The organism is Meridianimarinicoccus aquatilis (assembly GCF_004358675.1).
In the GTDB taxonomy this organism is placed as follows: Bacteria; Pseudomonadota; Alphaproteobacteria; order Rhodobacterales; family Rhodobacteraceae; genus Meridianimarinicoccus; species Meridianimarinicoccus aquatilis.
In genome coordinates, this window is record NZ_SMZO01000013.1 from 49950 (window position 1) to 73620 (window position 23671).

The window sequence follows — 23671 nt, forward strand, 5'->3', positions numbered from 1 at the left end:
AATGACAATGGTAATTACGAAATATCCCCGTGATGCGCTCGCGCCACAGGGGCACACGCCTAGGTATAGTCGCTGCGCACCAACCCGTATTTGGCCATTTTTTCGTTAAGGGTTCGGCGCGGCAGGCACAGCTCTTCCATGACGCGCGCGACGGATCCCTGGTGTCGGCGCATGGTGTTGTCGATCAGCATCCGCTCAAAGGCTTCCACGTATTCTTTCAACGGCTTGCCCTCTTGCGTTACCTGCGTGACCGGCAGCGCCACGGCATCATTGTCAGAAATCAGCAGCGATGTAATTGACCCGCCGCCCCGGCGGCTTTGCAAAACCGCACGCTCTGCCACGTTCATCAATTGACGAACATTGCCCGGCCACGGTGCCTGCAACAGTTGGGCTGCCTCTTGTGGCGTGACCTGCGGGGCCGCCGCGCCGTATTCTTCGGCAAAATTCTGGGTGAAATCGCCGAACAAAAGCAAGATGTCCTCTCCGCGTTCCCGCAGGGGCGGCAAGGACAGGTGCAGCGCCGACAGCCGGTGATACAGATCCGGGCGAAGGTCTTGCGCCCCCTGCCCCGGCACAGCCTGCGTCCCGCAGATAGAGATTATGCGCGGACTGCTCGGCGCAGAGCCCTCATCAAGATAAGACACCAGACGGGCTTGTGCCGCAGGGCTCAACGTCTGAACATCCTCAAGCATCAAGACACCGTTGCGCGCCTCAAGCAGCGCCGCCGGCCCGCCATCGTTTCCGTCGCCAAAGATGCGCGCGATCTGGCCGGCTTCGTCATGTTCGCCGCAGAACACCTGAACCAAAGGGCGCGATGCACGTGCACCCACCGCATGAAGGGCCCGCCCCACAAGGGTCTTGCCGGTTCCTGTTTCTCCATCGATCAGCACCGGAGCGTCGGCTTGGGCAAGATCAAGAATATCTTCGCGCAGACGGACCATCGCTGGACATTCGCCAATGAGCTTTGTCGCTGCGGCGTCCCCGCTGGCCAACTCGTTCCGCAACGCCCGGTTTTCCAGCGCGAGTTTGCGCGCACTGACAGCCCGCTGGACGATGTCTGTCATATGCTCGGGGTCAAAAGGCTTTTCCAGAAAATCAAACGCACCGATGCGCATCGCTTCGACTGCCATTGGCACATCGCCATGGCCAGTGATCAGCACAACGGGAAGCGCGCTGTCATGGTGCATCAGACGGCGCAAGAACGTCATCCCATCCATTTCCGGCATGCGAATATCGGACAACACGACCCCCGGATAGCCAGAGCCGACAACCTTCAGCGCCTCTCGCGCGCTGGCGAATGTTTCGGTTTCATATCCTGACAAGACCAACCACTGGCTGATCGACTGGCGCATGTCCATTTCGTCATCGACAATCGCAACCTTCATATCAGGCTCCTCTCGGGTTCATCTATTGTGCCGCAATGCGGTCATCGCCGAATTTCGGCAACTGGACTTCGAAAACTGCGCCGCCCTCGGGTCGGTTCCGCGCTGTCAGGCGGCCGCCAAGATCGGCGACGATGCTGCTGGAAATCGCGAGCCCCAGCCCAACACCGTCTCCTGCTGCCTTGGTAGTATAAAATGGCTCAAACAAAGCATCGAGATCCACGATGCCAGTCCCATTGTCCAACACAGACAGCGTCACCTGATCCCCTGCGACCAGAATGATGTCAATCTGCGGGTCGGGCCGCCCCCTTGTGGCATCCACCGCGTTGCGCAGCAAATTCACGATGACCTGTTCAAGGCGAAACTGTTCGGCAAGCACATCTGCGGCGGCATCCGGCAAACTGACAGTCAGCCCTATGGCGCGCTGGCGGAATTGCGGTTGCATCATGGCAAGCGAACTGTCCACAGCGGCCCGAAGGTCTACTCGGCCAATCGCGTCGCCCCCCTTGCTCGCATAGGATTTTAGCTGCCGGGTAATTGCCGCCATCCGATCAATAAGATCGTTGATCCGCTGAAAACTGACGATGGCTTCTTCGCTTCTTTGGCGGCGCACTAACAGGCGGGCACCGGCCAGATAAGTTTTCATCGCGGCCAATGGCTGGTTCAACTCATGGCTGACCGCAGCCGACATTTCGCCGAGTGCAGCCAGTTTTGACGATTGCGCGATAGTCTGCTCTGCGACCTCAAGGCTTCTTTCCGCTTTTTGCCGTTCGGAAATCTCGCGTTGCAGCAACAGGTTCAGCTTCCGAAGCTCAGCCGATTCCCGCTGAAGCCTTAAAGATCGTCGTTCCGCCGCCCGTGACGTCAGATAGAACAGGCCCGCCGCCATAATCGCGAATGCCATGACCTGTAACGCGACGACCGACGCAACACGCTCGCGCACAGGGGTGTAGGTTGAAAAACTGACGATGCGCCATCCTTGAAACGGCACCCGCGCCTGACTTCGCATCACGGACTGCCCATCAAGCACGCTGTTTTCGGCGTCGAACACGTCGGTACGTGCCCGCAATGCGCGCACCAACGCGTTTTTTGGGGGCTCTTGCGCCAAGGCGGCGGCTTCGGTCTTTCCCCGCCAACGCGGTTCCGTGGTCAACAGCACGACATCATTACTGTCTTTGACGATAACTGCTTCGCTTATCCCATCCCAGCTTCGCTCATATTTGAACAGATCCACTTCGACGGTGATTACGCCCAACAATTCACCCGCCCGCGTCAGTTTGCGCGAGTAGACAAACAAGGGTCGGCCTACATCCCCAAAGATAGAGGTGAAAACGGTGGTGTCCGCACGCAATGCATCGACCATGTAGGGTTCGTTGCGATGTTCTTTGCCGATATCCACCCGGTCGGACGATGCGACTGTGCGCCCATCTCGATCCAGCAGCATCAAGCGTGCCACGCCCAGTTCATCACGGTATTCGATCAACCGCTGCGAGCTTTGTGAAAAGTCTCGCGACTCAAGCGCCGAAGTCAGCAACGGGTCGCGCGCCAAAAGCTGGGGCACGATGGAACTACGGCGCAACTCGCTCATGACATTCCCGGCAAAAAGGGTCAGTCGTAGCTCCGCCTGATTGCGGATGGCTTCGGTGCGGCGCGCACCCAAAACCGTAATGGTCACCCCGATCACAACCAGAGCAACCGCAATCAATGCAGCAAATGCCAAACGCTGACGCGTTCGATTTGGTAAATTAAAAAAGCCCTCTGCGTCGGGCTGTGCAGCACTCATGCCTAAAAGTGCCTCTGCGCCGCTGCAATTGCCAGCAGTAACTGAAGCACGCCCGCCCGGCAGGCAATCCCCCGCCGATGCGCGCCATCAATGCGCGCATCCCCTTTGTAAGCATCCGGAACGATCAGGCTGTTTCCAATGCCCCGGAAATGGCTGAGAACAAAAGCATGCCATCGGTCCCGCCCTGCATCGGGTCAATTGCACGCTCTGGATGCGGCATCAAACCGAGCACGCGCCGGTTTTCCGAAAGAATGCCCGCGATGTCACCAACAGACCCGTTCGGATTGTCGGCGTAACGATACGCAACGCGATCATCGCCATCCAATCGCGCCAGCAATTCCGGATCAGCGGTGTAATTCCCGTCGTGATGCGCGATCGGATAGACAACGTCCTGCCCCGCCTCATATCCCGCTGTGAACGGACTGTTGGATGTCACAACGTTGAGCGTAACGGGCTTGCACAGGAATTTCAGCCCCGCATTGCGCATCAGGGCACCGGGCAACAGTCCCGATTCGACGAGAACCTGAAACCCATTACAGATGCCAAGAACCATGCCGCCGCGATCGGCATGCGCAATCACGGCCCGGCAGATCGGTGAACGGGCGGCAATCGCCCCGCATCGCAGGTAGTCACCATAAGAAAACCCACCGGGCAGACCGACAATGTCGACCCCATCCGGCAAAGAGGTTTCCTTGTGCCAAACCATAACGGGGTCGATCCCGGCAGCGCGAAAGGCAACGGCAAGGTCGCGGTCACAGTTCGATCCGGGAAAAACGACAACGGCTGCGCGCATCAGGCGATCTCGATCCGGTAGCTTTCGATCACCGTATTGGCGAGCAGCTTTTCACACATCTGCTTGACCTCAACTTCGGCAGCTTCCGCATCAGAACCCGCCAGATCCAGTTCAATCACCTTGCCCTGACGCACGCCTTCGACGCCCCCAAACCCGAGCGAGCCGAGCGCGTGACGCACCGCTTCGCCTTGTGGGTCCAGAACACCGGGTTTCAGCATCACATGTACAACAGCTTTCATGCGCGCCCTTCCTTTCAGTTAATCAGCGTTGGCCGTGTGATCGGCTGCGCGTTCTTTGGCAACACTCCAAGGCGCCGCGCGAGTTCGGTATAAGCATCTGCAAGGTTGCCCAGATCCTGACGAAACACGTCTTTGTCCAGTTTCTGGCCAGTTTCGATGTCCCACAGACGGCAACTGTCAGGGCTGATTTCATCGGCAATGATCAACCGGTGGAAATCATTGTCCCACACGCGGCCAATTTCGATCTTGAAGTCCACAAGGCGGATACCCACCCCCATGAACACACCCGACAGGAAATCGTTCACCCGCAATGCAAGCGCGACCATGTCATCCATGTCCTGCTGACCTGCCCACCCGAAGGCTGCGATGTGCTCTTCCGTGACCAGCGGGTCGCCCAGCTTGTCGTCCTTGTAATAGAATTCGACCACCGGGCGCGGCAAAACCTGGCCCTCTGGGATGCCCAGACGCTTGCTCATGGACCCTGCGGCACGGTTACGCACCACCACTTCAAGCGGGATGATTTCCACCTGCCGGATCAACTGCTCGCGCATATTGATGCGGCGAATGAAATGGGTGGGAACCCCGATATCGTTGAGACCGGCCATGAAAAACTCGGACAGCCGGTTGTTCAGCACACCCTTGCCTTCGATCACGTCGTGCTTTTGCGCGTTAAACGCTGTGGCATCGTCTTTGAAATACTGAACCAAAGTGCCGGGTTCCGGACCTTCATAGAGGATCTTGGCCTTGCCTTCGTAAATTTTTTTGCGGCGTGCCATGGTGTCTCCGTTCTGGCAAAGCGTGCGCGGCGGCGCACTGTGGATTTCGCGCGTATACGGCAACGGATCAAGTGTCGCAAGAACAGCCCCGCCTAGGCCCTTGCCCGAACCGCCCACAACCCTCATAACCGGCACGCGCCTAACGGCCCCAGATGTAGAGGAGTACGGCAATGAACACCTTCAAGGATCGCGAAAACGCGTTCGAGAACAAATTCGCCCATGACGAGGAAATGCAGTTCCGCGCCTTGGCCCGTCGCAACAAGCTCACCGGCCTTTGGGCGGCAGAGCTTCTTGGCAAAACCGGCGGCGATGCCGATGCATATGCCGCTGAGGTCGTAAAATCGGATTTCGAAGAAGCCGGTCATGATGACGTTGTGCGCAAGCTTGTCGGCGATCTTGGCGATAAGGCCGATGAGGCAACTATCCGCGCCAAGATGGAAGAGATGCTGACCGTCGCCAAGGCGCAACTCGCAGACGAATAAGCCCTTTGCAATTCTCGGGGGGCATTCGCGTCAGAGTGGCCCCCGGCGCAGTCCACACACCATCGCAGGGCAGCCGCGTGCAGGCTGTACCCCGCAGGCAAGGAAGCCGACATGACCGACTTGCTGTCGCGACGTCTGTCCGAAACCCCGGCTTTGCTGGCTGATGGGGCGACGGGGACCAATCTGTTCAACATGGGCCTTGAATCCGGTGATGCACCTGAGCTTTGGAATGAACAGGAACCGGACAAGATCCGCGCTTTGTACCGCGGTGCGGTAGAGGCAGGATCCGATCTTTTTCTGACCAACAGCTTTGGATCAAACGCATCACGGCTCAGGCTGCACGATGCGGGGAACCGCGCGTTCGATTTGTCCCGAATTGCGGCAGAACTTGGCCGCGAGGTCGCAGACCGGTCTGGTCGCGAGATCATCGTCGCAGGGTCCATGGGCCCGACCGGCGAAATCATGGCACCAATGGGCACACTCACCTTGTCGCAGGCAACCGAGATATTTCATGAGCAAGCCGAAGGTTTAAGGGCTGGCGGAGCTGACTTCTTGTGGGTGGAGACGATTTCCGCCGCTGACGAATATCGCGCCGCCGCAGAAGCCGCACGGCTTGCCGGAATGCCATGGTGCGGCACAATGAGTTTCGACACGGCCGGCCGGACCATGATGGGATTGACCGCCGCTGACATGGTCACTCTTGTCGAAGGGCTGGCCCACCCCCCGCTGGCTTATGGGGCCAATTGCGGCGTGGGCGCGTCTGATCTCTTGCGCACTGTCCTTGGCCTTGCGGCACAAGGCACGGAACGTCCTATCATCGCGAAGGGCAATGCCGGTATTCCAAAATATGTAGATGGGCATATCCACTACGACGGCACACCGTTGCTGATGGCGGAATATGCGCGACTGGCAATGGACTGCGGCGCGCGAATCATCGGCGGATGCTGTGGAACCACACCCGAACATTTGCGCGCCATGCGGGCGATGATCGACAGCCACGACGCAGGCATGCGCCCCAGCTTGGACGACATTGCAACTGCGCTTGGCGGGTTTTCCTCGACGACCGACGGGCTTGATGGCCCAACAGAGTCACCTCGCCCACGGCGGCGCAGACGCAATTCCGTCTGATACGTCGCTGGCGCGTCGCTTTAAGTCGCAAATCGCACAGTCCTGTCGCGCCTCGTCGCCTGATAAATAGAAATGGTTTCCATTTTCTTCGGGCAAAGGGCACAGGCATGAGCGATGAAGAAGACGATCTGATCCTGGCCGATCTGCCAGATGACGAACTTGTCCCCCAGATGTTCGACGATCTTTACGACGGTCTTCGCGAAGAGATCGAAGAGGCGGTAAACATTCTTCTGTCCCGCGGTTGGGAACCCTATCGCATTCTGACCGAAGCACTGGTCGGAGGCATGACCATTGTTGGCAAAGACTTCAGGGACGGCATTCTGTTCGTCCCAGAAGTGCTGCTTGCCGCCAATGCGATGAAGGGCGGCATGGCTATTCTCAAGCCACTTCTGGCTGAAACAGGGGCGCCGCGTGTCGGGAAAATGGTCATCGGCACGGTAAAAGGCGACATCCATGACATCGGCAAAAACCTCGTGTCGATGATGATGGAAGGGGCCGGGTTCGAAGTCGTGGATATCGGCATCAACAACGCCGTCGAAAAATACCTTGATGCGTTGGAAACCGAACAGCCAGACATTCTTGGAATGTCCGCACTGCTGACGACCACGATGCCCTATATGAAGGTCGTGATCGATACGATGGCCGAAAAGGGCATCCGTGACGATTATATCGTCCTTGTGGGCGGGGCCCCTTTGAACGAAGAATTCGGGCGCGCCATTGGTGCAGATGCGTATTGCAGGGATGCGGCCGTGGCGGTCGAAACCGCGAAGACCTTCATGGCACGCAAACACAACCAGGTAACTCACGCGGACTGACCGGGCTTGATCCGCGCGGACAGGCTCCCCAACTTTGTCGGGTAAGGAGAGTCCATGCCATTGCCACTTTTTCTAGGTCTGATCGGTGCTGTTTTGGTCGCTGCGGCGGCAACCGTCGCGGTATTCGCCACGGTTGGATTGCCCGCCGCGCTGCTGGTGCCCGTTCTGCTGATCGCGGCCTACAGTCTGCGCAGGCGACCGTGACAAGCCCGCAAGACGGCCACACACTGACGGAACTGGGGCATCCGCCGTCTCAGCCCGGTGCCTCTGTGCTGGTCATCGCATGCGGTGCACTGGCCCGCGAAATTTTGCATATCGTCAATCAGAATGGCTGGACACATCTTGATCTGACTTGCCTTCCCGCCAAGCTTCACAACCGCCCTGAACAGATCCCTGCAGCGGTCGAAGCCGCGGTTCTAAAGCACCGGGGCGCTTATGGTAAGATCGTTGTGGCTTATGGTGATTGTGGCACTGGCGGTCAGTTGGCGGCCCTTTGCAAGCGTCTTGAAGTGACCATGATCGACGCGCCTCACTGCTACGCCTTTTTCGAAGGGTCAGCGCGCTTTGCGGCCCATGACGACGAAATCACGGCATTCTATCTGACAGATTTTCTTGTCCGGCAGTTCGACGCTTTCGTGTGGCAGCCCCTTGGCCTCGACCGCCACCCGCAATTGCGCGACACCTATTTCGGCCACTACACCAAATTGGTCTATATGGCGCAGACGGAAGACCCGCTGCTTGATGACATAGCCCACGAGTGCGCCACTCGGCTCGGTTTGGCATATGAGCGGCGCAGCACAGGCTATGGCGATCTGCCAAGCTGGCTTGGTACATCTTAGGCGGCCGCGGTCTCTCCGGCGAGTTTACGGATTCGTTCGACCATCGCCCGCAGACCATTGGATCGCTGCGCTGACAGATGATCGTTGAGACCCAGGCGCGCCAAAGCCCCGCCGGCATCTACCCTAAGAACCTCTTCAACGGTCAGCCCTGAATACAGCGCATGCAAAATTGCGATCAATCCACGCACGATCATCGCGTCACTTTCACCTTGAAAATCAAATTGGGCCTGCGGACCACTGCCATTGATCTGAGGCATGATCCAGACTTGGCTCGCGCAACCGTCCACCTTGGTGGCGGGCACGCGAAAGGCCTCATCCAAGGGCGGCATCGCCTTGCCAAGTTCAATGACATGGCGATAGCGGTCTTCCCAATCGTCGAGAAACTCGAATGTGTCGGCGATATCTTCGAAGCTTTCGGTAGCCATCTGTCTGCGTCTCCTTCGCTGACTGCTGAGGTAAGACGACATGACCGCCGCGTCCAGTCCCGGCAAGACTTTCCAAGTCGCCGCGTTTGGGCTAACCGACTTTCATGAAAATGCTGTTCAAACATCCATTGCGGTTTGCTCCGATCCTCGCACTCGCCCTTGCGGGCTGTTCCGGCGGACTTTTCAAGCGCGCTGACCCAAACACGCTGGAACCCGAAGGCGGCTACATTGAAGCTCGCATCGATTCTCGAACTCTTGTGGACAGCGTCACAGCAATATCTTTGTCGCGAACACCCGGCGGCTTGATCGTACGGGCAACCGGGCTGCCGCCGACACAAGGCTATTGGGATGTGGGGCTCGCGCGCGACCGTAGCGACGATGTGCCAAATGGAACACGGCGTTATCGCTTTGTCGGTCGCCCACCTGTGGACGTTTCTGGAAACCCGATCCCAGCCACAGTTGGCACCGCGACCAGTCGGCAAGTGGATGCAGCGGTATTTATCCCTGACACAGAATTGAATGAACTGCGCCAGATCATCATTGTCGGCGCGCAGGGAAGTCGAACCGCGCGCCGGTAACATGCCTCAACCGATCATGGACATGTGCTGACCGCCAGTTTCGGAGTAATGCCGCTTGAGCCGCTGCAAAGCGATCCGCAAAACAATCTTTCCTGACCGCGCGGACCACCCCATGGTCTTCTCGGTCGTTTCAATTCCTTCCAGAAAACAGCAACAGCGCAGCGCGACATCGCCAAGGCCCGGCCCCAGATCGGCCAATGCAGCATGAACCCGGTCTCGGGCGGCCTGCGATGAGGTCGAGCGCCCAGCGCCGCTTCCTGAGCCGCCGCATTGCGGGCCAGTCATGAAGCTGTCCCAGTTTTGGGTGACCCTCGGCCCCATCTGCGACAATTCGAAATCCTCGCGCAGGCGCTCGCCTGCCGCCACAAGATCATCCGCAAGGAATTGGTTTCCTTCTTTGTCACGGCGGCGCGCCAGCGCACTCAGGGGCGATTCCGCGATATTGTATCTTGCCTTACGGCTACCTTCGCCGTCCCGGCCCCGCCGCGTATCCCATTCGCGGTGCTGCGCGGCAAATGGCTGAGCTTCTTCACACATGCCATCAGCAGACTTGTTTTTTCCCGTGCTTTGCTCTTCGATCATGCGCTTCAGCGCGGCACGCCCAAGGCCGGTGATGGAATATCGCGAAACCCGCCCGGTGACCTTGGCGGAAATCCATTCATTCAGCGCCATCACTTCCGCGATCTGGCGATCAACGATAGTCGTTTGCGCGCTTCGCCCACCGGGAAGTTCGCGGACCACAACGGCCTTTTCCATATCTTGTGCTACCGCCAAGACAGCCCCGGTTTCGGCGAGCCTGCGCAACACACGAAACGCAGATTCGGACAAATCGGTTGTCTTGTCGGCGGCAAATTGCGCCTGAATGGTTGCGGTCATCTTTCGAAACTCCTTGATCTTCTCACAATTCGCGGCGCGCCTGGCGCCAATAGCACTGAGCCTGTCGAAGGCTCCGTCAACAAGCGGATCGTCGCGGCGGTTTTCGCACCGCCGGACCCGGCGCATCACGGTCGAAGCATGGTAGCCGGTCTCCCGCGCAATCTCTCGGATCGACCGGCCAAGTTCCGTGTGGCACAAGTAATGTACTGCGGCCTCTGGAACCCATTCCGATGGCTGGACCGATCCTGGTGACACCATCGCCAGTTTCGTCACTCATCTTTCTCCCAAGCTTGCCCCCCGGTTCACGGCGATCCCACCGAAGGGCATGACAAAACCTGAATCGACTCTCGTTTCAGGTTTATTAAAATTGGACGCTTTCTTAAGCATTGTTTATAATGCCTAAATCTTGGTGAGACGTCCGACCGGTTGATCGAAGAACGCGCAACACCCTGTGGTTGAGCAGCACTCTCATGGCATGTTCGCATCAGGAGACTGCCATGAACGACCCTCTTAACCTGCTGAAATCATTGACACGCCCAACGCTTCTGGTCACAGCGGCACGACACGCGGCGCAAGGCTATCAGCGTGACCGCGTGCTTCGCAGATTGCTGAAAGCAAACACGCCAACTGGCCACGGCGAGGCCGTGATAAAGTTACTGATCCTTGAACGAGAATTGGACGAAGCACGCCGCACCCGCATTGCCGGGTACAGCGTCGCGCGCCATATCACGGTCCTTGCTGCGCTCATTGCAGAGGGTGGCTACTTGGGCAGCCGTGCACGGCCAGCTCAGGCAAACGCGTCGGCAACCTCGGCTTTGCGCTTGGTGATGTAAGCGTCCAGCGCCTCGCGGATGGCTGGGTCCAAATCTGGCGGCTGATAGTCCGCCAGCATTTGACGCGCTTTTGCGTTCGCAAGCGTTCTGGTATCCGGCGCGCCGGCGTCTTCCCACGTCTCAAAGGGTCGATAGTCCAGAACACCGCTCCGCCAGAACGCTGTTTTGAAATGCGCCTGCGTATGCGCGCAGCCCAGAAAGTGCCCCCCGGGCCCAACTTCGCGGATCGCATCAAGCGCAAGCGCCACGTCGTCCATCGCTGGCTTTTGGGCCAGACGATGCAAAGCCCCCAATTGGTCGGCGTCCATGACGAACTTTTCGGGCGAAGCAACAAGCCCGCCTTCCAGCCACCCGCATGCATGAAGCATGAAATTGACTCCGGCCAAAAGCGCCGTGTTCAGCGAATTGGCAGTCTCGTATCCCGCTTGCGCATCAGGCAATTTCGACCCTGTGAAGCTGCCCCCTGACCGAAACGGAACTGCCAAGCGCCGTGCCAGTTGCCCTGCCCCATAAATGACTTGCGATGCTTCTGGAGTTCCAAAAATCGGCGCGCCTGAATTCATGTCAATTGAGGTCACGAATGCGCCGAAAATGACGGGCGCACCTGGCCGGATCAGTTGGCTATAGGCGATCGCAACTTGAACTTCAGCCAGAACTTGCACCAGTGTCCCTGCCACCGTTACTGGCGACATGGCCCCGCCAACGATAAAAGGCGACACAATCGAAGCCTGACCCGCCGCGGCATAGGTTTCAAGCGCTCCCATCATCGTACTGTCGAATGTCAGGGGCGAGTTGATGTTCACCAAGGACGTCATCACAGTGTTTTGCGCCACGGTATCCGCACCGAACAGAATCTCACACATCTCAACGCTGTGCAGTGCTCGCTCGGGTTCTGTCACCGATCCCATGAAAGGTTTGTCGGACAGGGTCATGTGGGCCAGCAGCATATCAAGGTGCCGCTTGTTCGCCGGAATATCCGTCGGCTCACACACCGTGCCACCCGAGTGATGCAACCAAGGCGTCATCTGCCCCAGCTTCACGAAGTCATGGAAATCTGAAATCGTCGCGTAGCGGCGCTTGCCGTCCAGATCCAAGACGAATGGCGGGCCATAAACCGGCGCCAACACCAGCCGGTCGCCCCCGATCACGACAGACTTGTCTGGATTTCGAGCCAGCTGGGTAAACTCGCGCGGGGCTGTGGCGCAAAGCGTGCGGGTCAGCCCCCGTGGAAAGTGCACTCTCTCTCCTTGCACATCCGCGCCCGCATCACGCCACCGTTGAAGCGCGGCGGGGTTATCGACGAAATTGACACCAATCTCTTCCAGAACCAATTCGGCCGCGTCTTCGATTCGTTCAAGCGCCTCTTCGTCCAGCAAGTCCAGCGTCGGGATCAAGCGGTCGATGACCTTCGCCGTGTTCCTTACAACTGCCGTGCGTTCCGCGCGCCGTGCTGCGCCCCCGCCCCCGGCGCGCCGCCGTCTTGCTCCGTCCGCCATGGCTCGAATACCTCTGTTTGCTGGTCGGTTGTTTATTTCAGCCTATCAGCCGAAGTGGCATGCACGCAGGGCCGGTTTACGCCCCTTCGCGGCCCAAAGCGACATTTGCGACGTGATGCGGCTTGAACAGAAGGCGGGTTGGCCCTAATCCGCGCCTATGAACATCCCCATGCACCACGACCGCCTCCTCATCATCGACTTCGGCAGCCAGGTCACGCAGCTGATTGCGCGGCGCCTTCGCGAGCTGAACGTCTATTGCGAAATCCATCCGTTCAACACGGTGGACGAAGCTTTGCTGCGCGATCTCGCGCCAAAGGCCATCGTCCTGTCTGGCGGCCCTGCCAGTGTGCTTGACGAAAATAGCCCGCGAGCACCGCAAGCCGTGTTCGAGTTGGGCGTGCCCGTTTTGGGCATCTGTTACGGTCAACAAGTGATGATGACCCAGCTCGGCGGCGAAGTAGCCCGCGCTCCTGGGACAGCGGAATTTGGCCGAGCATTCGTTACGCCAACTGATGAACCCCTCGACCTGTTGGAAGGTTGGTTCGATGGCGGCCGTGAACAAGTCTGGATGAGCCATGGCGACAACGTCAAGACTTTGGCCCCCGGCTTTCGGGTCTATGGCACATCGCCGAACGCCCCTTGCGCCATCACTGCTGACCCAGACCGGCATTTTTATGCTGTTCAATTCCACCCCGAAGTGCACCACACCCCACGCGGCAAGCAGTTTTATGCAGCTTTCGTGAAACTTGCGGGGTTCAAGGGCGACTGGACAATGGGTGCTTACCGAGCAGAAGCCATTGCCAAAATTCGCGAACAGGTGGGCGACGCCAAAGTGATCTGCGGCCTGTCCGGTGGCGTAGACAGCTCTGTCGCTGCCGTTCTGATACACGAAGCAATCGGGGATCAACTGACCTGTGTTTTCGTAGATCACGGCCTGCTGCGCATGGGCGAAGCGGACGAGGTTCTGACCATGTTCCGCGACAATTACAACATTCCGTTGATACATGCGGACGAGACCGAGTTATTCCTGTCCGCACTTGATGGCGAAAGCGACCCAGAGACCAAGCGCAAGACCATCGGGCGACTGTTCATCGACGTGTTCCAGAAACACGCTGGCGAGGTCGGCGGTGCAAAGTTCCTCGCGCAGGGCACCCTGTACCCTGACGTGATCGAATCGGTTAGCTTTTCGGGCGGCCCGTCAGTTACGATCAAATCCCACCACAATGTGGGCGGCCTGCCGGAAAAGATGGGCTTGAAGCTTGTCGAACCCCTGCGCGAGCTGTTCAAAGACGAAGTGCGCGACCTTGGGCGTGAATTGGGTCTGCCCAATAGCTTCATCGGCCGCCATCCTTTCCCCGGTCCTGGTCTTGCGATCCGGTGTCCGGGCGAGATTACGCGTGAGAAGTTGAACATCTTGCGCAAAGCCGATGCAGTGTATCTCGATCAAATCCGCAAACATGGGCTTTATGACGAGATTTGGCAGGCATTTGTGGCGATCCTGCCTGTTCGCACCGTTGGTGTGATGGGCGATGGGCGCACGTATGACTTCGCCTGCGCGCTGCGCGCGGTGACGTCGGTCGACGGAATGACAGCCGATTATTACCCCTTTAGCCATGAGTTTTTGGGGGAAACGGCAACGCGAATCATCAACGAAGTGCCGGGAATCAACCGCGTGACATACGACATCACCAGCAAACCCCCCGGAACTATTGAGTGGGAATAAGCCTGGAATTTAGCACTGCGCGCCGCAAAATGCGGCAGCGCAGCGTCAAGACCGGGCAATGCCTTGCAATCACGTCTTCGTCGGCTTGATCTGGTCCAGTAACCTTTGCGCACGGAGTGAAAGTTAACTATACGTTAACCAGTATCCCAAATGAGGAAAACTGGAATGCGGTTTTTTAGTTGCGGTGCGTGTGGTCACAAAATGCGGATTGCCGGCGAACGCTGCGGCAAGTGTTTTCAAGAAAAACCCATTGTAAAAACCATCAGTTTTTACAAGTTCATAGCTTTCTTTTCATTGATGGGCGTTTCTGGCTTGGTAGCTCTTCGGGCTCTCACGTTGTACTTGTAAGACTGTCGGCGGAATCTAGATACGCAGCGAATTGACACCAGCTTCGGAAAAGGTCACCGCAGTGACATGTCCGAGCACCCCACCAACCTGCGCCCTTATAAACCTCTGATCGCCGCTCTTTGGGCTCTCGGAACTTTGGTGTCTTTCACATCGATGAGCGTCGCCGGTCGCGAAGCCGGTCGCACGCTTGATACATTTGAAATCATGACTTACCGGTCGTTGATTGGCGTCCTGATCGTAGTGTCCATAATCGTTGCCCGCAAACGACAGGCCGACATTCGAACCAACCGACTGGGCCTGCACCTGCTGCGCAACGTGTGCCACTTTTCGGGCCAAAATCTGTGGCTTTACGCGCTGACCGTGATCCCTTTGGCACAGGTGGCCGTCCTTGAATTTTCCTACCCAGTCTGGGTCGCCTTAGCCGCGCCATTTGTGCTGGGAGAACAGATCACGGCACGGCGGGTTCTGTCTGTATTGTTGGGTTTCACAGGTATCCTTTTAGTCGTCCGGCCAGGGATCATGCCGATCAACGCCGGGACGACCGCCGCTTTGATGTGCGCCTTTGGATTTGCCGGCGCGGCGCTTTGCACGCGCAAACTGACCGAGGACCAGACGACCCTGTGTGTGATGTTCTGGCTGACGGCCATGCAGGCCGTCATGGGGTTGGGGATGGCAGGGTATGATGGTGTCATCGCCCTGCCCTCTGCCGAAGCGCTGCCCTTTGTGATCATTGTCGGCATTGCAGGACTGGCCGGGCATTATTGCCTGACCACGGCCCTGTCGCTTGCACCTGCGTCACTTGTCATGCCAATGGAATTTTTGCGTCTGCCCACAATGGCGATTGTAGGTGCGCTTTTGTACTTTGAACCTCTTGATCCCTTTGTTTTGGTTGGCAGCACCATCATTCTTGCGGCGAACCTGATGAACCTGTGGAAACCACGGCAATCGAAACAGGTGTGACTGGCACAACGCTACGTAACAAAATTCTATGACGCCGCGTTCCAAGTTGACGATAAATTACTTGGCTATTTATGCAAGGACAGGGGAACTGGTTAAAGTTCCGAGGGGGAGAACCATGAAGAAACTAGCAACGGTTGCGGTCCTTGCCGCAACGGCCACATCTACTGCCTATGCAGGCGGTATCGACCGTGTAGGCCAGAAAGCAGACATCATTTATAAGCCCGGCACGTATGGCGAAGTCTCGTTTTCTTCGACAATGCCCAGCGTCAGCGGGAACGATCTGCCACTGGCGACGCCGCGCGGGACATTCAATTCGGGCGCAAGCTATGACAGCGTAGCGGATGATTTCAACAGCTTTGGCTTTGGCTTCAAGCACGATATCAGCGACCGGTTTTCAGTTGCCTTTACAGGACAAGAAGACTTTGGATCGGACATCGCGTATGGTGGCGACCCCAGACGTACAAACCTTGGCGGCACCTCGGCCAACGCCAATACCTATGCGCTGGCTCTTATCGGGCGTTTCAAGCTGAACGAAAACGTCAGCTTTCACGCCGGTGTACGACGCGATACGGCGGACGGCACAATCACCTTGGGTGGCCTCGCCTATGGCCGGGTGAGCGGGTACGAAGTGCGCCTTTCCGAGAATGTCGGATATGGCTACCTGATCGGCGGCGCCTATGAAATCCCAGAAATCGCATTTCGGGTCGCGGTGACCTATAACTCCAAGATCCGGCATGATTTTGCGACCACCGAAACACTCAATGGTCGGTCTATCGGTGCCAGTGAAGCGACCGATGTGGACACCCCCCAATCGGTGAACATCGATTTGCAGACCGGCATCGCCGAAGACACGCTGCTGTTCGGGTCGATCCGCTGGGCGGAATGGTCTGAATTCAAGATCGCGCCACAACGCTTTGAAGGGTTGACCGGCAGCGGGCTTGTGTCGCTTGACGACAGCACCACGTTTCAGGTTGGTCTTGGTCGCCGCTTCACCGAAGCCTTCAGCGCCTCTGCATCGATCATCTATGAAGATGGCGGAAGCGACGATCTCGTTTCACCGCTTGCGCCAACCAACGGTTTGACAGCCGTGACTCTGGGCGGGGCTTATCGCGTCGGAAACGCTGAAATCTCGGGCGGTGTTCGCTATAATTGGCTGGGCGATGCCAGGCCAGAGACCGGCACCCCGGATACGGCGCGCGCCGATTTCTCCAACAACAATGCGGTCTCGGTCGGGCTGAAACTGGGGTACTACTTCTAAGCTTCGGCACACATACAGCGGCCCAAATTCTACGCTCTCGCAGAGCCCTGCGAGAGCGTCTTTTGTTTCAATCCAAGGTACGCCGGGGCACGCCAGTCACGTGCAAAATGCCAAAAAAAGCACAAGGTTGACTGCCTAGTCCGCCGCCGCCAAACGCAGATCACCGTCCAGATTGAAGGGACTCTGAAATGCGGCAAGCAGATAGGCCGTGATCAACGTCATACCCACGTGACCGATAACAAGACCATTTTGCCGGTAACCACACTATATACTGGCGTTTGACTCTTTCTGGTCGGGACATGATTGCCACCGACAGGAAAAAATGACCGCGCACCTGAACAAGAAATGTTTCATCACAGATGATCGCGGCATCGGGGTCGCCCCGCGATAAGCCTGTTATCGTTCGCTCGACTGCGCCTGTCATCACAGCTTGGATGAAAAAGGGGCGCAGCTTCGCCGCCTCAGGCATGAATACGACGACATTGCATGCTTTTGGTTGAGCCTGCTGCCCCTGCCCTGCTAGGGCTTTCGCAACACAGAGCAGGGGCAGACTATGGCACGACCCACCGCCGATGAGTGGCGCAACATGACTGATCGCAAGATACTGCTGTTCGGTATGTCCGGGCTTGGAAAGACGTACGTTTCCAATATGCTGCGTGGATCTGGCGGGTGGTTTCACTACTCGATCGACTACCGCATCGGCACCCGTTACATGGGCGATCACATCGTTGACAACTTCAAACGCGAAGCGATGCGCAACCCATTCCTGCGCGATCTGCTGCGCAGCGATTCAATTTATATCGCGTCGAACATCACCTTTGAAAACCTCGCCCCGCTCTCCACCTACTTGGGAAAACCCGGCAATCCCGACCTGGGCGGGCTTCCCTTCGACGAATACATGCGGCGTCAGGAACAACACCGCGCCGCTGAAATTGCGGCACTGCTCGACACCCCGCAATTCATCGAACGGGCGGCGGACATTTACGGGTATGGCAGCTTTATCTGCGACAGCGGTGGGTCAATCTGCGAAGTCGTTGATCCCAACAATCCTTCGGACCCGGTCTTAACCGCCCTATCGGATGCAACGCTGATGGTGTGGATCCGCGGTACGCAAGAGCACACCGCAGAGCTTGTTCGCCGGTTTGATCGCGCCCCAAAGCCGATGTATTACGAACCTGACTTTCTGCTCGCCAAGTGGTCGCAATACCTTGCGGAAAAGGGCGTGAGCGAAGCCGAGGTCGACCCGGATGATTTTGTCCGCTGGACCTATGCGCAAGCGATGGAACACCGGCAGCCCCGCTATGCGGCGATGGCTGAAAACTGGGGCGTCACGATTGACGCATCTGATGTCACGCGCATCCGCGATGCCGAAGGGTTTATCGAACTGGTCGCCCAAAGTCTTGAGACTGACTGACCGGCGCGTTATCTGTTCTGTTCCGCAGCACACAAGGCCAATCAAATGCCCATTACGATCCCCGCAGACCTGCCCGCCTATGACGTTCTCGCCAGCGAAGGCGTGATGGTCATGTCGGATATGCAGGCCAGCGCGCAGGACATTCGACCGCTGCAAATTGGGCTGCTGAACCTGATGCCAAAGAAGATCCAGACCGAAACGCAGTTCGCGCGCCTGATCGGGGCGACCCCGCTGCAAATCGATCTGACCCTGATCCGCATGACCGAGCATCAGTCGAAACACACCTCGGCAGCGCATATGGAGGAGTTCTATCGCCCCTTCCAAGCGATCAAGCACCGCAAGTTCGACGGGCTGATCATTACCGGCGCGCCGATTGAGCACCTTCCGTTCGAAGACGTCACCTATTGGGACGAACTTTGCGAAGTTATGGATTGGACCCAGACCAACGTGCAGTCCACCTTTGGCGTCTGTTGGGGCGGCATGGCGATGATCCATCATTTCCACCGGGTTCAAAAACACCTGCTGGACCACAAATTGTTCGGCTGTTTCCGGCACGAAATCATTGATCCGACATCGCCCTATCTGCGCGGTTTTTCCGATGATTTCGTGGTGCCCGTGTCGCGCTGGACCGAGATGCGCCAATCCGAAATTGATACGGTGCCGGGTCTGCGAACGTTGCTGTCAGGCAGCGAAGCGGGCCCTTGTCTGGTGGAAGATCCCGCGCACCGCGCGCTCTATATTTTCAATCACTTCGAATATGACAGCGGCACGCTAAAAGAAGAATACGACCGGGATGTGGCAGCCGCCAAACCCATCAATGTGCCCGGTAACTACTACCCCGACGATGATCCAACCCGCGTGCCTCGCAATCGCTGGCGGAGCCACGCGCATTTGCTATATGGCAACTGGATCAACGAAATTTATCAGCACACACCATATGATATCGATGCCATTGGTCGCTAAGGTCATGTTCGGTTTTCTGGTTCTTTTGGCGGTCGCTGTTGCGCTGACCTATTGGCGTGCCGGCCAGCGTGAAGCGGCAGCAGAGGCGGCGTATCCGCCCTCTGGCCAGTTGTTGGATGTGGATGGTGTGCAAGTCCACGTTCATGTTTCAGGCAGCGGGCCGGATATCGTTCTGCTACATGGCGCTGGCGGAAGCTTGCGGGATTTCACATTCGATCTGGTTGAGCGCTTGTCAGACAGATACCGGGTGATCGCCTTTGATCGGCCTGGCCATGGATACACCGACGCGTTCGATGCCGCCGGAAACCCCATCAGTTCACCGCGCGATCAAGCGGCGCTGTTACAAGCCGCGGCAAAGCAGCTATCGGTGACACGCCCCCTTGTCTTGGGCCACAGCTTTGGCGGCTCTGTCGCGATGGCGTGGGCACTTGAGCAACCACAGGACACTGCCGGCATCATCCTGTTGGCAGGCGCAACAATGCCTTGGCCCGGCGAACTGAGTGCAAGCTACAAGATCAATTCCAGCACGCTGGGGTCAGCTTTGGTTGTCCCCGCCATCACTGCGTGGGTGCCGATGAGCTATGCGCGCAAGGTTCTGGCAGGCATCTTCACCCCGCAGACCATGCCCCAGACCTACCCGGAGGGCTTCGGTTTGCCCATGGCCCTGCGGCGCGGGTTGCTGCGTGCGAATGCGCGACAGGTCAATCAGTTGCGTCCCTATGTTGTCGAAATGTCCGCGCTCTACCCGTCGCTGACCATGCCAGTCGCATTGATCCATGGCACCGCGGACGACATCGTTCCTTTGGTTGTTCATTCCGGTCCGCTCTCGACTTTGCTGCCAAATGCGGAACTGACAGTGCTGGACGGGGTTGGGCACATGCCGCAACATGCGGTCCCCGACCGGATCGAAGCCGCGATTGACCGCACAGCAGAGCGTGCCGGATTGCGTTGACACCCCGCTCCGGCTAGCACTGATCTTATGAGCAAGACACATGACGCCCCCGCCGAGTTGCCGTTCGAAGGCGCGATCACGCGTTTTTTCGAAACCGAAGCCCCCGAATCTGTGCGCAAGGCCATCGGCGACAGTCACAAAGCGATCTTGATGCCGCCCTACCCGTACGATGAGCGGATGGACAAGGACGAGTACGAAGAGACGTTATACAAGCTTCAAATCGAACTGGCCCGGTTTCAACATTGGGTGCAGAAGACCGGAGCCCGGGTTGTGGTTGTCTTCGAAGGGCGCGACGCGGCCGGCAAGGGTGGAACGATAAAACGCTTCCGCGAGAACATGAACCCGCGCGTCGCCCGTGTCATCGCGCTGCCAAAGCCGACCCCCACAGAAATGGGGCAATGGTATTTCCAACGCTACATCGCGCAGTTGCCAACAGCCGGCCAAATCGCCCTGTTTGATCGGTCTTGGTACAATCGACCTGTTGTGGAACGTGTATTCGATTTCTGCACCACTTCGGAGCGCGACTTGTTCTTTCAACAAGTACCGGGGTTTGAACGCGCGCTGGTGCAGGATGGTATCCATCTGGTGAAAATCTGGCTCAATGTCGGGCAAGCCGAACAGTTGCGCCGGTTTCTCGACCGCGAGGCCGACCCGTTGAAACAATGGAAACTCAGCCAGATCGATGTTGACGGATTGCGCCGCTGGAAAGCCTATTCCGTGGCGATCCGCGAAACCTTTGACGCGACACATTTGGACCATGCGCCGTGGACGATCATCAAATCCGATGACAAGCGGCGAGCCCGCATCGCAGCGATCCGCGCCGTTTTATCTGCGATCCCCTATGAGGGGCGGAACGACAAGATCGTTCAGACACCGGACCCCGCGATATGTGGCGGCCCGGATATTTGGGATGACTAAACGCGGGTACCACCACGGCAATCTGCGACAAGCCTTGGTCGAAGCCGCGCTGGAACTGATCGCGCAGCGGGGGCCCACCGGCTTCACCCTGTCCGAAGCCGCAAAGCACGCAGGCGTGACGCCTGCCGCTGTCTATCGCCACTTTGATGGCCGAGAGGCCCTGATTGCCGAGGCGGCTTTGCAGGGGTACGAGATCTTCGCGGACCTCATGGAATTTGCCTATGACGCGGGCAAGCCCACCGCATTGGCCGCCTTCGAGGCGACGGGCAGAGCCTATCTCGCCTTCGCCCGTAAATACCCAGGTCATTACGTGGCAATGTTCGAAAGCGGTGTGTCCGTGAATGCCAACCCGAACCTTGCCCGCGTGGCGGAGCGCTCCCGCGCCGTTCTTGAGCGGGCCGCGATGGAGCTTGCGCAACACATTCCCCCGGCCAAACGACCCCCAGCCGCAATGGTCAGCGCGCATATCTGGGCGCTATCGCATGGCGTGGTCGAACTTTTTGCGCGGGGAAGCCCCGGCACACAAGCGCCCTACCCGCCAGAGGATCTTCTGGAAACGGGCGTCGGCATCTATTTGCGCGGTCTTGGCCTGATCCCGCCAGATGAATGACGGCGGCTTAGCCTGCCGCCTTGCCCAGTTTCACAATCTTGTCTGACAGGCCAAGTGCACTGCGTGCGGCCCCAGCTATGTCCTGCGCGGTCATGCCCGCGTCAGCGTACATTTCGGCGGGGCTGGCTTGGTCGATAAAACGGTCGGGCAAGTGCACGCAGCGGACGCGTATACCGTTATCCAGTGCGCCGGACGCGGCGAGCTCATGCAGCACCATGGACCCAAAACCACCCTGCGCGCCCTCTTCGATCACCACCAACGCGTCGTGCTGCGAAGCAAGTTCGGCCACAAGCGCGCGGTCGAGCGGTTTGGCAAAGCGTGCATCGGCAACCGTCGCGCTGAGCCCATCAGCCGCCAGAAGATCGGCGGCATCCAGCGTTTCAGTCAGATGCCCCCCCAAAGACAGGAAGGCGACGTCGCGGCCCTGCCGGACAACGCGGCCCTTGCCAATCTCCAGCACCTCACCCCGGTCGGGCATTGCAACCCCCGTTCCGTTACCGCGCGGATATCGAAACGCGATAGGACCGCTGTCATGGGCGACTGCGGTTGCCACCATATGCATCAATTCGGCTTCGTCTGATGCTGCCATGACTGTGAACCCCGGTAAGGAACACAGATAGGACAAGTCAAACGCGCCCGCATGGGTCGCACCATCTGCGCCCACCAAACCAGCCCGGTCGATGGCAAAGCGCACTGGAAGCCCCTGAAGAGCCACGTCGTGCACGACCTGATCATAGGCGCGTTGCAGAAACGTCGAGTAGATCGCGCAAAACGGTTTTAGCCCCGCTGCGGCCATGCCCGCGGCAAAGGTCACGCCATGCTGCTCGGCAATTCCAACATCAAACACCCGCGCTGGAAACCGGTCAGCCATAATGTTCAACCCCGTGCCCGATGGCATCGCCGCCGTGATCGCCACGATATCCGGATCACGCGCGGCCTCATCAGTGAGCGTCTTGCCAAAGACACCGGTATAGCTGGGCGCGCTTGGTTTTGATTTTTGCTGCGCTCCCGTATCGACATCGAATTTCGCCACGCCGTGATACTTGTCAGCAGAGCTTTCGGCAGGCGCATACCCCTTGCCCTTTACGGTACAGCAATGGATCAGCACAGGGCCAGTCGCGCGACCCCGAACGGCGCGCAGCACCGTCAACAACTGTTCCATGTCGTGCCCGTCGATAGGCCCCACATAGTCAAAGCCCAACTCGTCAAAGAGCGTGCCCTGACTGTTCAGACCCGTGACCATCTGGCGGGCCCGCCGGGCGCTGTCGCGGACCGGCGCGGGTAGAGCGGCCTCAAACCCCTCGGCAAGACTGCGCATTTTGGCCAGCGGTTCGTTCGCATAAAGACCCGACAAATACGATGACATGGCCCCGACCGGCGGCGCGATCGACATCTCATTGTCGTTCAGTATCACGAACAGGCGCCGGCCTTCATGGCCAGCATTGTTCAGCGCCTCATAAGCCATGCCGGCGCTGATCGAGCCGTCCCCAATGACTGCGATGGCATCGCCCGTTGGCTTGCCCATATCGCGCCCGACAGCAAACCCCAGCGCCGCTGAAATAGACGTTGAAGAATGTGCCGCGCCGAACGGGTCAAACGTGCTTTCAGATCGCTTGGTGAAACCAGACAAGCCGCCCTTCTGGCGCAACGTATCCATCCGGTCCCGCCGCCCTGTCAAAATCTTGTGCGGATAACACTGGTGCCCAACATCCCAGATCAACTTGTCCATCGGCGTGTTGAATACAGCGTGTATTGCGACGCTCAATTCGACCACGCCAAGCGATGACCCTAGATGCCCACCCGTTTGACTGACCGCATCGATCACTTCGCCCCGTAATTCATCTGCCAGAGTCCTGAGCTGCCTGTCGGACAAAGCGCGCAAATCTGGCGGGCCTGCAACTTGGTCAAGCGTCGGTGTCTTGGAACGGGTCATGCTTGTGCTCCGGGCTGGAGGTGAGACGGATGAACCTTGAAACGTCACTGCCCTTCTGGGCGACCGGTTCCGTATGGCGCTGTGCGGAATTACTCCGACACAGCGCCGGTCCTGTCGCCACAGGAGGGAACCGGGGCAGAGCCCCGA

Annotated in this window: 24 protein-coding genes; 15 read left to right on the forward strand and 9 right to left on the reverse strand. The window is 58.3% G+C overall.

Annotated features, from left to right (window positions below; genetic code table 11):
* Positions 1 to 59: 59 nt before the first annotated feature.
* The 5 genes from E2L05_RS07780 to purC form a co-directional block, all read right to left on the reverse strand.
* Positions 60 to 1385 carry a sigma-54-dependent transcriptional regulator gene (locus E2L05_RS07780; protein ID WP_133342353.1) on the reverse strand — a complete coding sequence of 442 codons (1326 nt, stop codon included), beginning with the start codon at positions 1383 to 1385 and terminating at the stop codon, positions 60 to 62.
* Positions 1386 to 1407: 22 nt separating this feature from the next.
* Positions 1408 to 3165 carry a sensor histidine kinase gene (locus tag E2L05_RS07785; RefSeq protein WP_133342354.1) on the reverse strand — a complete coding sequence of 586 codons (1758 nt, stop codon included), beginning with the start codon at positions 3163 to 3165 and terminating at the stop codon, positions 1408 to 1410.
* A gap of 124 nt (positions 3166 to 3289) precedes the next feature.
* Complete coding sequence (purQ, locus tag E2L05_RS07790) at positions 3290 to 3958, reverse strand: phosphoribosylformylglycinamidine synthase subunit PurQ (RefSeq protein ID WP_133342355.1); 669 nt, start codon at positions 3956 to 3958, stop codon at positions 3290 to 3292.
* Positions 3958 to 4197 (reverse strand): phosphoribosylformylglycinamidine synthase subunit PurS, encoded by a 240-nt coding sequence (gene purS / locus E2L05_RS07795; RefSeq protein ID WP_133342356.1) that lies wholly within the window; start codon positions 4195 to 4197, stop codon positions 3958 to 3960. The genes purQ and purS overlap by 1 nt, the downstream gene beginning before the upstream one ends.
* A gap of 14 nt (positions 4198 to 4211) precedes the next feature.
* Positions 4212 to 4973, reverse strand: coding sequence for a phosphoribosylaminoimidazolesuccinocarboxamide synthase (gene purC / locus E2L05_RS07800; RefSeq protein WP_133342357.1), 762 nt, complete (start codon positions 4971 to 4973; stop codon positions 4212 to 4214).
* Between the two features lie 170 nt (positions 4974 to 5143).
* Here purC and E2L05_RS07805 point away from each other — a divergent pair, with 170 nt between their 5' ends.
* The 5 genes from E2L05_RS07805 (at position 5144) to E2L05_RS07820 (ending at position 8237) form a co-directional block, all read left to right on the forward strand.
* The gene (locus tag E2L05_RS07805) at positions 5144 to 5455 is read left to right on the forward strand and encodes a DUF1476 domain-containing protein (protein WP_133342358.1); all 312 of its coding nucleotides are present in this window, start codon (positions 5144 to 5146) and stop codon (positions 5453 to 5455) included.
* Between the two features lie 111 nt (positions 5456 to 5566).
* The gene (gene bmt, locus E2L05_RS07810) at positions 5567 to 6583 is read left to right on the forward strand and encodes a betaine--homocysteine S-methyltransferase (RefSeq protein ID WP_133342359.1); all 1017 of its coding nucleotides are present in this window, start codon (positions 5567 to 5569) and stop codon (positions 6581 to 6583) included.
* A 107-nt stretch (positions 6584 to 6690) separates the two neighbouring features.
* Positions 6691 to 7398 (forward strand): corrinoid protein, encoded by a 708-nt coding sequence (locus tag E2L05_RS07815; RefSeq protein WP_133342360.1) that lies wholly within the window; start codon positions 6691 to 6693, stop codon positions 7396 to 7398.
* 54 nt (positions 7399 to 7452) lie between these two features.
* A complete protein-coding gene (locus E2L05_RS20725; RefSeq protein WP_164686427.1) occupies positions 7453 to 7602 on the forward strand; it encodes a hypothetical protein in 150 nt (49 codons plus the stop codon).
* On the forward strand, positions 7599 to 8237 hold the full coding sequence (locus tag E2L05_RS07820; RefSeq protein ID WP_133342361.1) for a DUF1638 domain-containing protein: 639 nt from the start codon (positions 7599 to 7601) through the stop codon (positions 8235 to 8237). Before E2L05_RS20725 ends, E2L05_RS07820 begins: the two co-directional genes overlap by 4 nt.
* Here E2L05_RS07820 and E2L05_RS07825 read toward each other — a convergent pair.
* Positions 8234 to 8662, reverse strand: coding sequence for a SufE family protein (locus E2L05_RS07825; protein WP_133342362.1), 429 nt, complete (start codon positions 8660 to 8662; stop codon positions 8234 to 8236). The two genes, E2L05_RS07820 and E2L05_RS07825, sit on opposite strands and share 4 nt — an antisense overlap.
* Positions 8663 to 8766: 104 nt before the next feature.
* Here E2L05_RS07825 and E2L05_RS07830 point away from each other — a divergent pair, with 104 nt between their 5' ends.
* Positions 8767 to 9240 carry a hypothetical protein gene (locus E2L05_RS07830; RefSeq protein WP_133342363.1) on the forward strand — a complete coding sequence of 158 codons (474 nt, stop codon included), beginning with the start codon at positions 8767 to 8769 and terminating at the stop codon, positions 9238 to 9240.
* Between the two features lie 6 nt (positions 9241 to 9246).
* Here the strand turns inward: E2L05_RS07830 and E2L05_RS07835 are convergent, their stop codons facing one another.
* Entirely contained in the window at positions 9247 to 10374 is a 1128-nt protein-coding gene (locus E2L05_RS07835) for a DUF6456 domain-containing protein (RefSeq protein ID WP_133342396.1), read from the reverse strand.
* 239 nt (positions 10375 to 10613) lie between these two features.
* Here E2L05_RS07835 and E2L05_RS07840 point away from each other — a divergent pair, with 239 nt between their 5' ends.
* The gene (locus E2L05_RS07840) at positions 10614 to 10949 is read left to right on the forward strand and encodes a DUF6477 family protein (RefSeq protein WP_176600804.1); all 336 of its coding nucleotides are present in this window, start codon (positions 10614 to 10616) and stop codon (positions 10947 to 10949) included.
* On the opposite strand, the gene E2L05_RS07845 is transcribed toward E2L05_RS07840, so the two are convergent.
* Positions 10904 to 12445 (reverse strand): trimethylamine methyltransferase family protein, encoded by a 1542-nt coding sequence (locus tag E2L05_RS07845; RefSeq protein WP_133342364.1) that lies wholly within the window; start codon positions 12443 to 12445, stop codon positions 10904 to 10906. The genes E2L05_RS07840 and E2L05_RS07845 overlap by 46 nt on opposite strands.
* Positions 12446 to 12614: 169 nt before the next feature.
* Between E2L05_RS07845 and guaA the strand changes: the two genes are divergently transcribed.
* The 8 genes from guaA to E2L05_RS07885 all read left to right on the forward strand — a co-directional run bounded on the left by guaA (position 12615) and on the right by E2L05_RS07885 (position 21591).
* Positions 12615 to 14168 carry a glutamine-hydrolyzing GMP synthase gene (guaA, locus tag E2L05_RS07850; protein WP_133342365.1) on the forward strand — a complete coding sequence of 518 codons (1554 nt, stop codon included), beginning with the start codon at positions 12615 to 12617 and terminating at the stop codon, positions 14166 to 14168.
* A gap of 414 nt (positions 14169 to 14582) precedes the next feature.
* Positions 14583 to 15476 carry a DMT family transporter gene (locus E2L05_RS07855; protein ID WP_133342366.1) on the forward strand — a complete coding sequence of 298 codons (894 nt, stop codon included), beginning with the start codon at positions 14583 to 14585 and terminating at the stop codon, positions 15474 to 15476.
* Between the two features lie 115 nt (positions 15477 to 15591).
* Positions 15592 to 16734 carry an OmpP1/FadL family transporter gene (locus E2L05_RS07860; RefSeq protein ID WP_133342367.1) on the forward strand — a complete coding sequence of 381 codons (1143 nt, stop codon included), beginning with the start codon at positions 15592 to 15594 and terminating at the stop codon, positions 16732 to 16734.
* Positions 16735 to 17287: 553 nt separating this feature from the next.
* Entirely contained in the window at positions 17288 to 18148 is an 861-nt protein-coding gene (locus E2L05_RS07865) for an ATPase (protein ID WP_133342368.1), read from the forward strand.
* 45 nt (positions 18149 to 18193) lie between these two features.
* Positions 18194 to 19111, forward strand: a complete 918-nt coding sequence (gene metA, locus E2L05_RS07870; protein ID WP_133342369.1) for a homoserine O-acetyltransferase MetA — start codon at positions 18194 to 18196, stop codon at positions 19109 to 19111.
* Positions 19095 to 20063 carry an alpha/beta fold hydrolase gene (locus E2L05_RS07875; RefSeq protein ID WP_243721909.1) on the forward strand — a complete coding sequence of 323 codons (969 nt, stop codon included), beginning with the start codon at positions 19095 to 19097 and terminating at the stop codon, positions 20061 to 20063. The genes metA and E2L05_RS07875 overlap by 17 nt, the downstream gene beginning before the upstream one ends.
* A gap of 27 nt (positions 20064 to 20090) precedes the next feature.
* Positions 20091 to 20981, forward strand: coding sequence for a polyphosphate kinase 2 (ppk2, locus tag E2L05_RS07880; protein ID WP_133342371.1), 891 nt, complete (start codon positions 20091 to 20093; stop codon positions 20979 to 20981).
* Positions 20974 to 21591, forward strand: coding sequence for a TetR/AcrR family transcriptional regulator (locus E2L05_RS07885; RefSeq protein ID WP_133342372.1), 618 nt, complete (start codon positions 20974 to 20976; stop codon positions 21589 to 21591). Before ppk2 ends, E2L05_RS07885 begins: the two co-directional genes overlap by 8 nt.
* A gap of 7 nt (positions 21592 to 21598) precedes the next feature.
* On the opposite strand, the gene dxs is transcribed toward E2L05_RS07885, so the two are convergent.
* On the reverse strand, positions 21599 to 23524 hold the full coding sequence (gene dxs, locus E2L05_RS07890; RefSeq protein ID WP_133342373.1) for a 1-deoxy-D-xylulose-5-phosphate synthase: 1926 nt from the start codon (positions 23522 to 23524) through the stop codon (positions 21599 to 21601).
* Positions 23525 to 23671 lie beyond the last annotated feature (147 nt).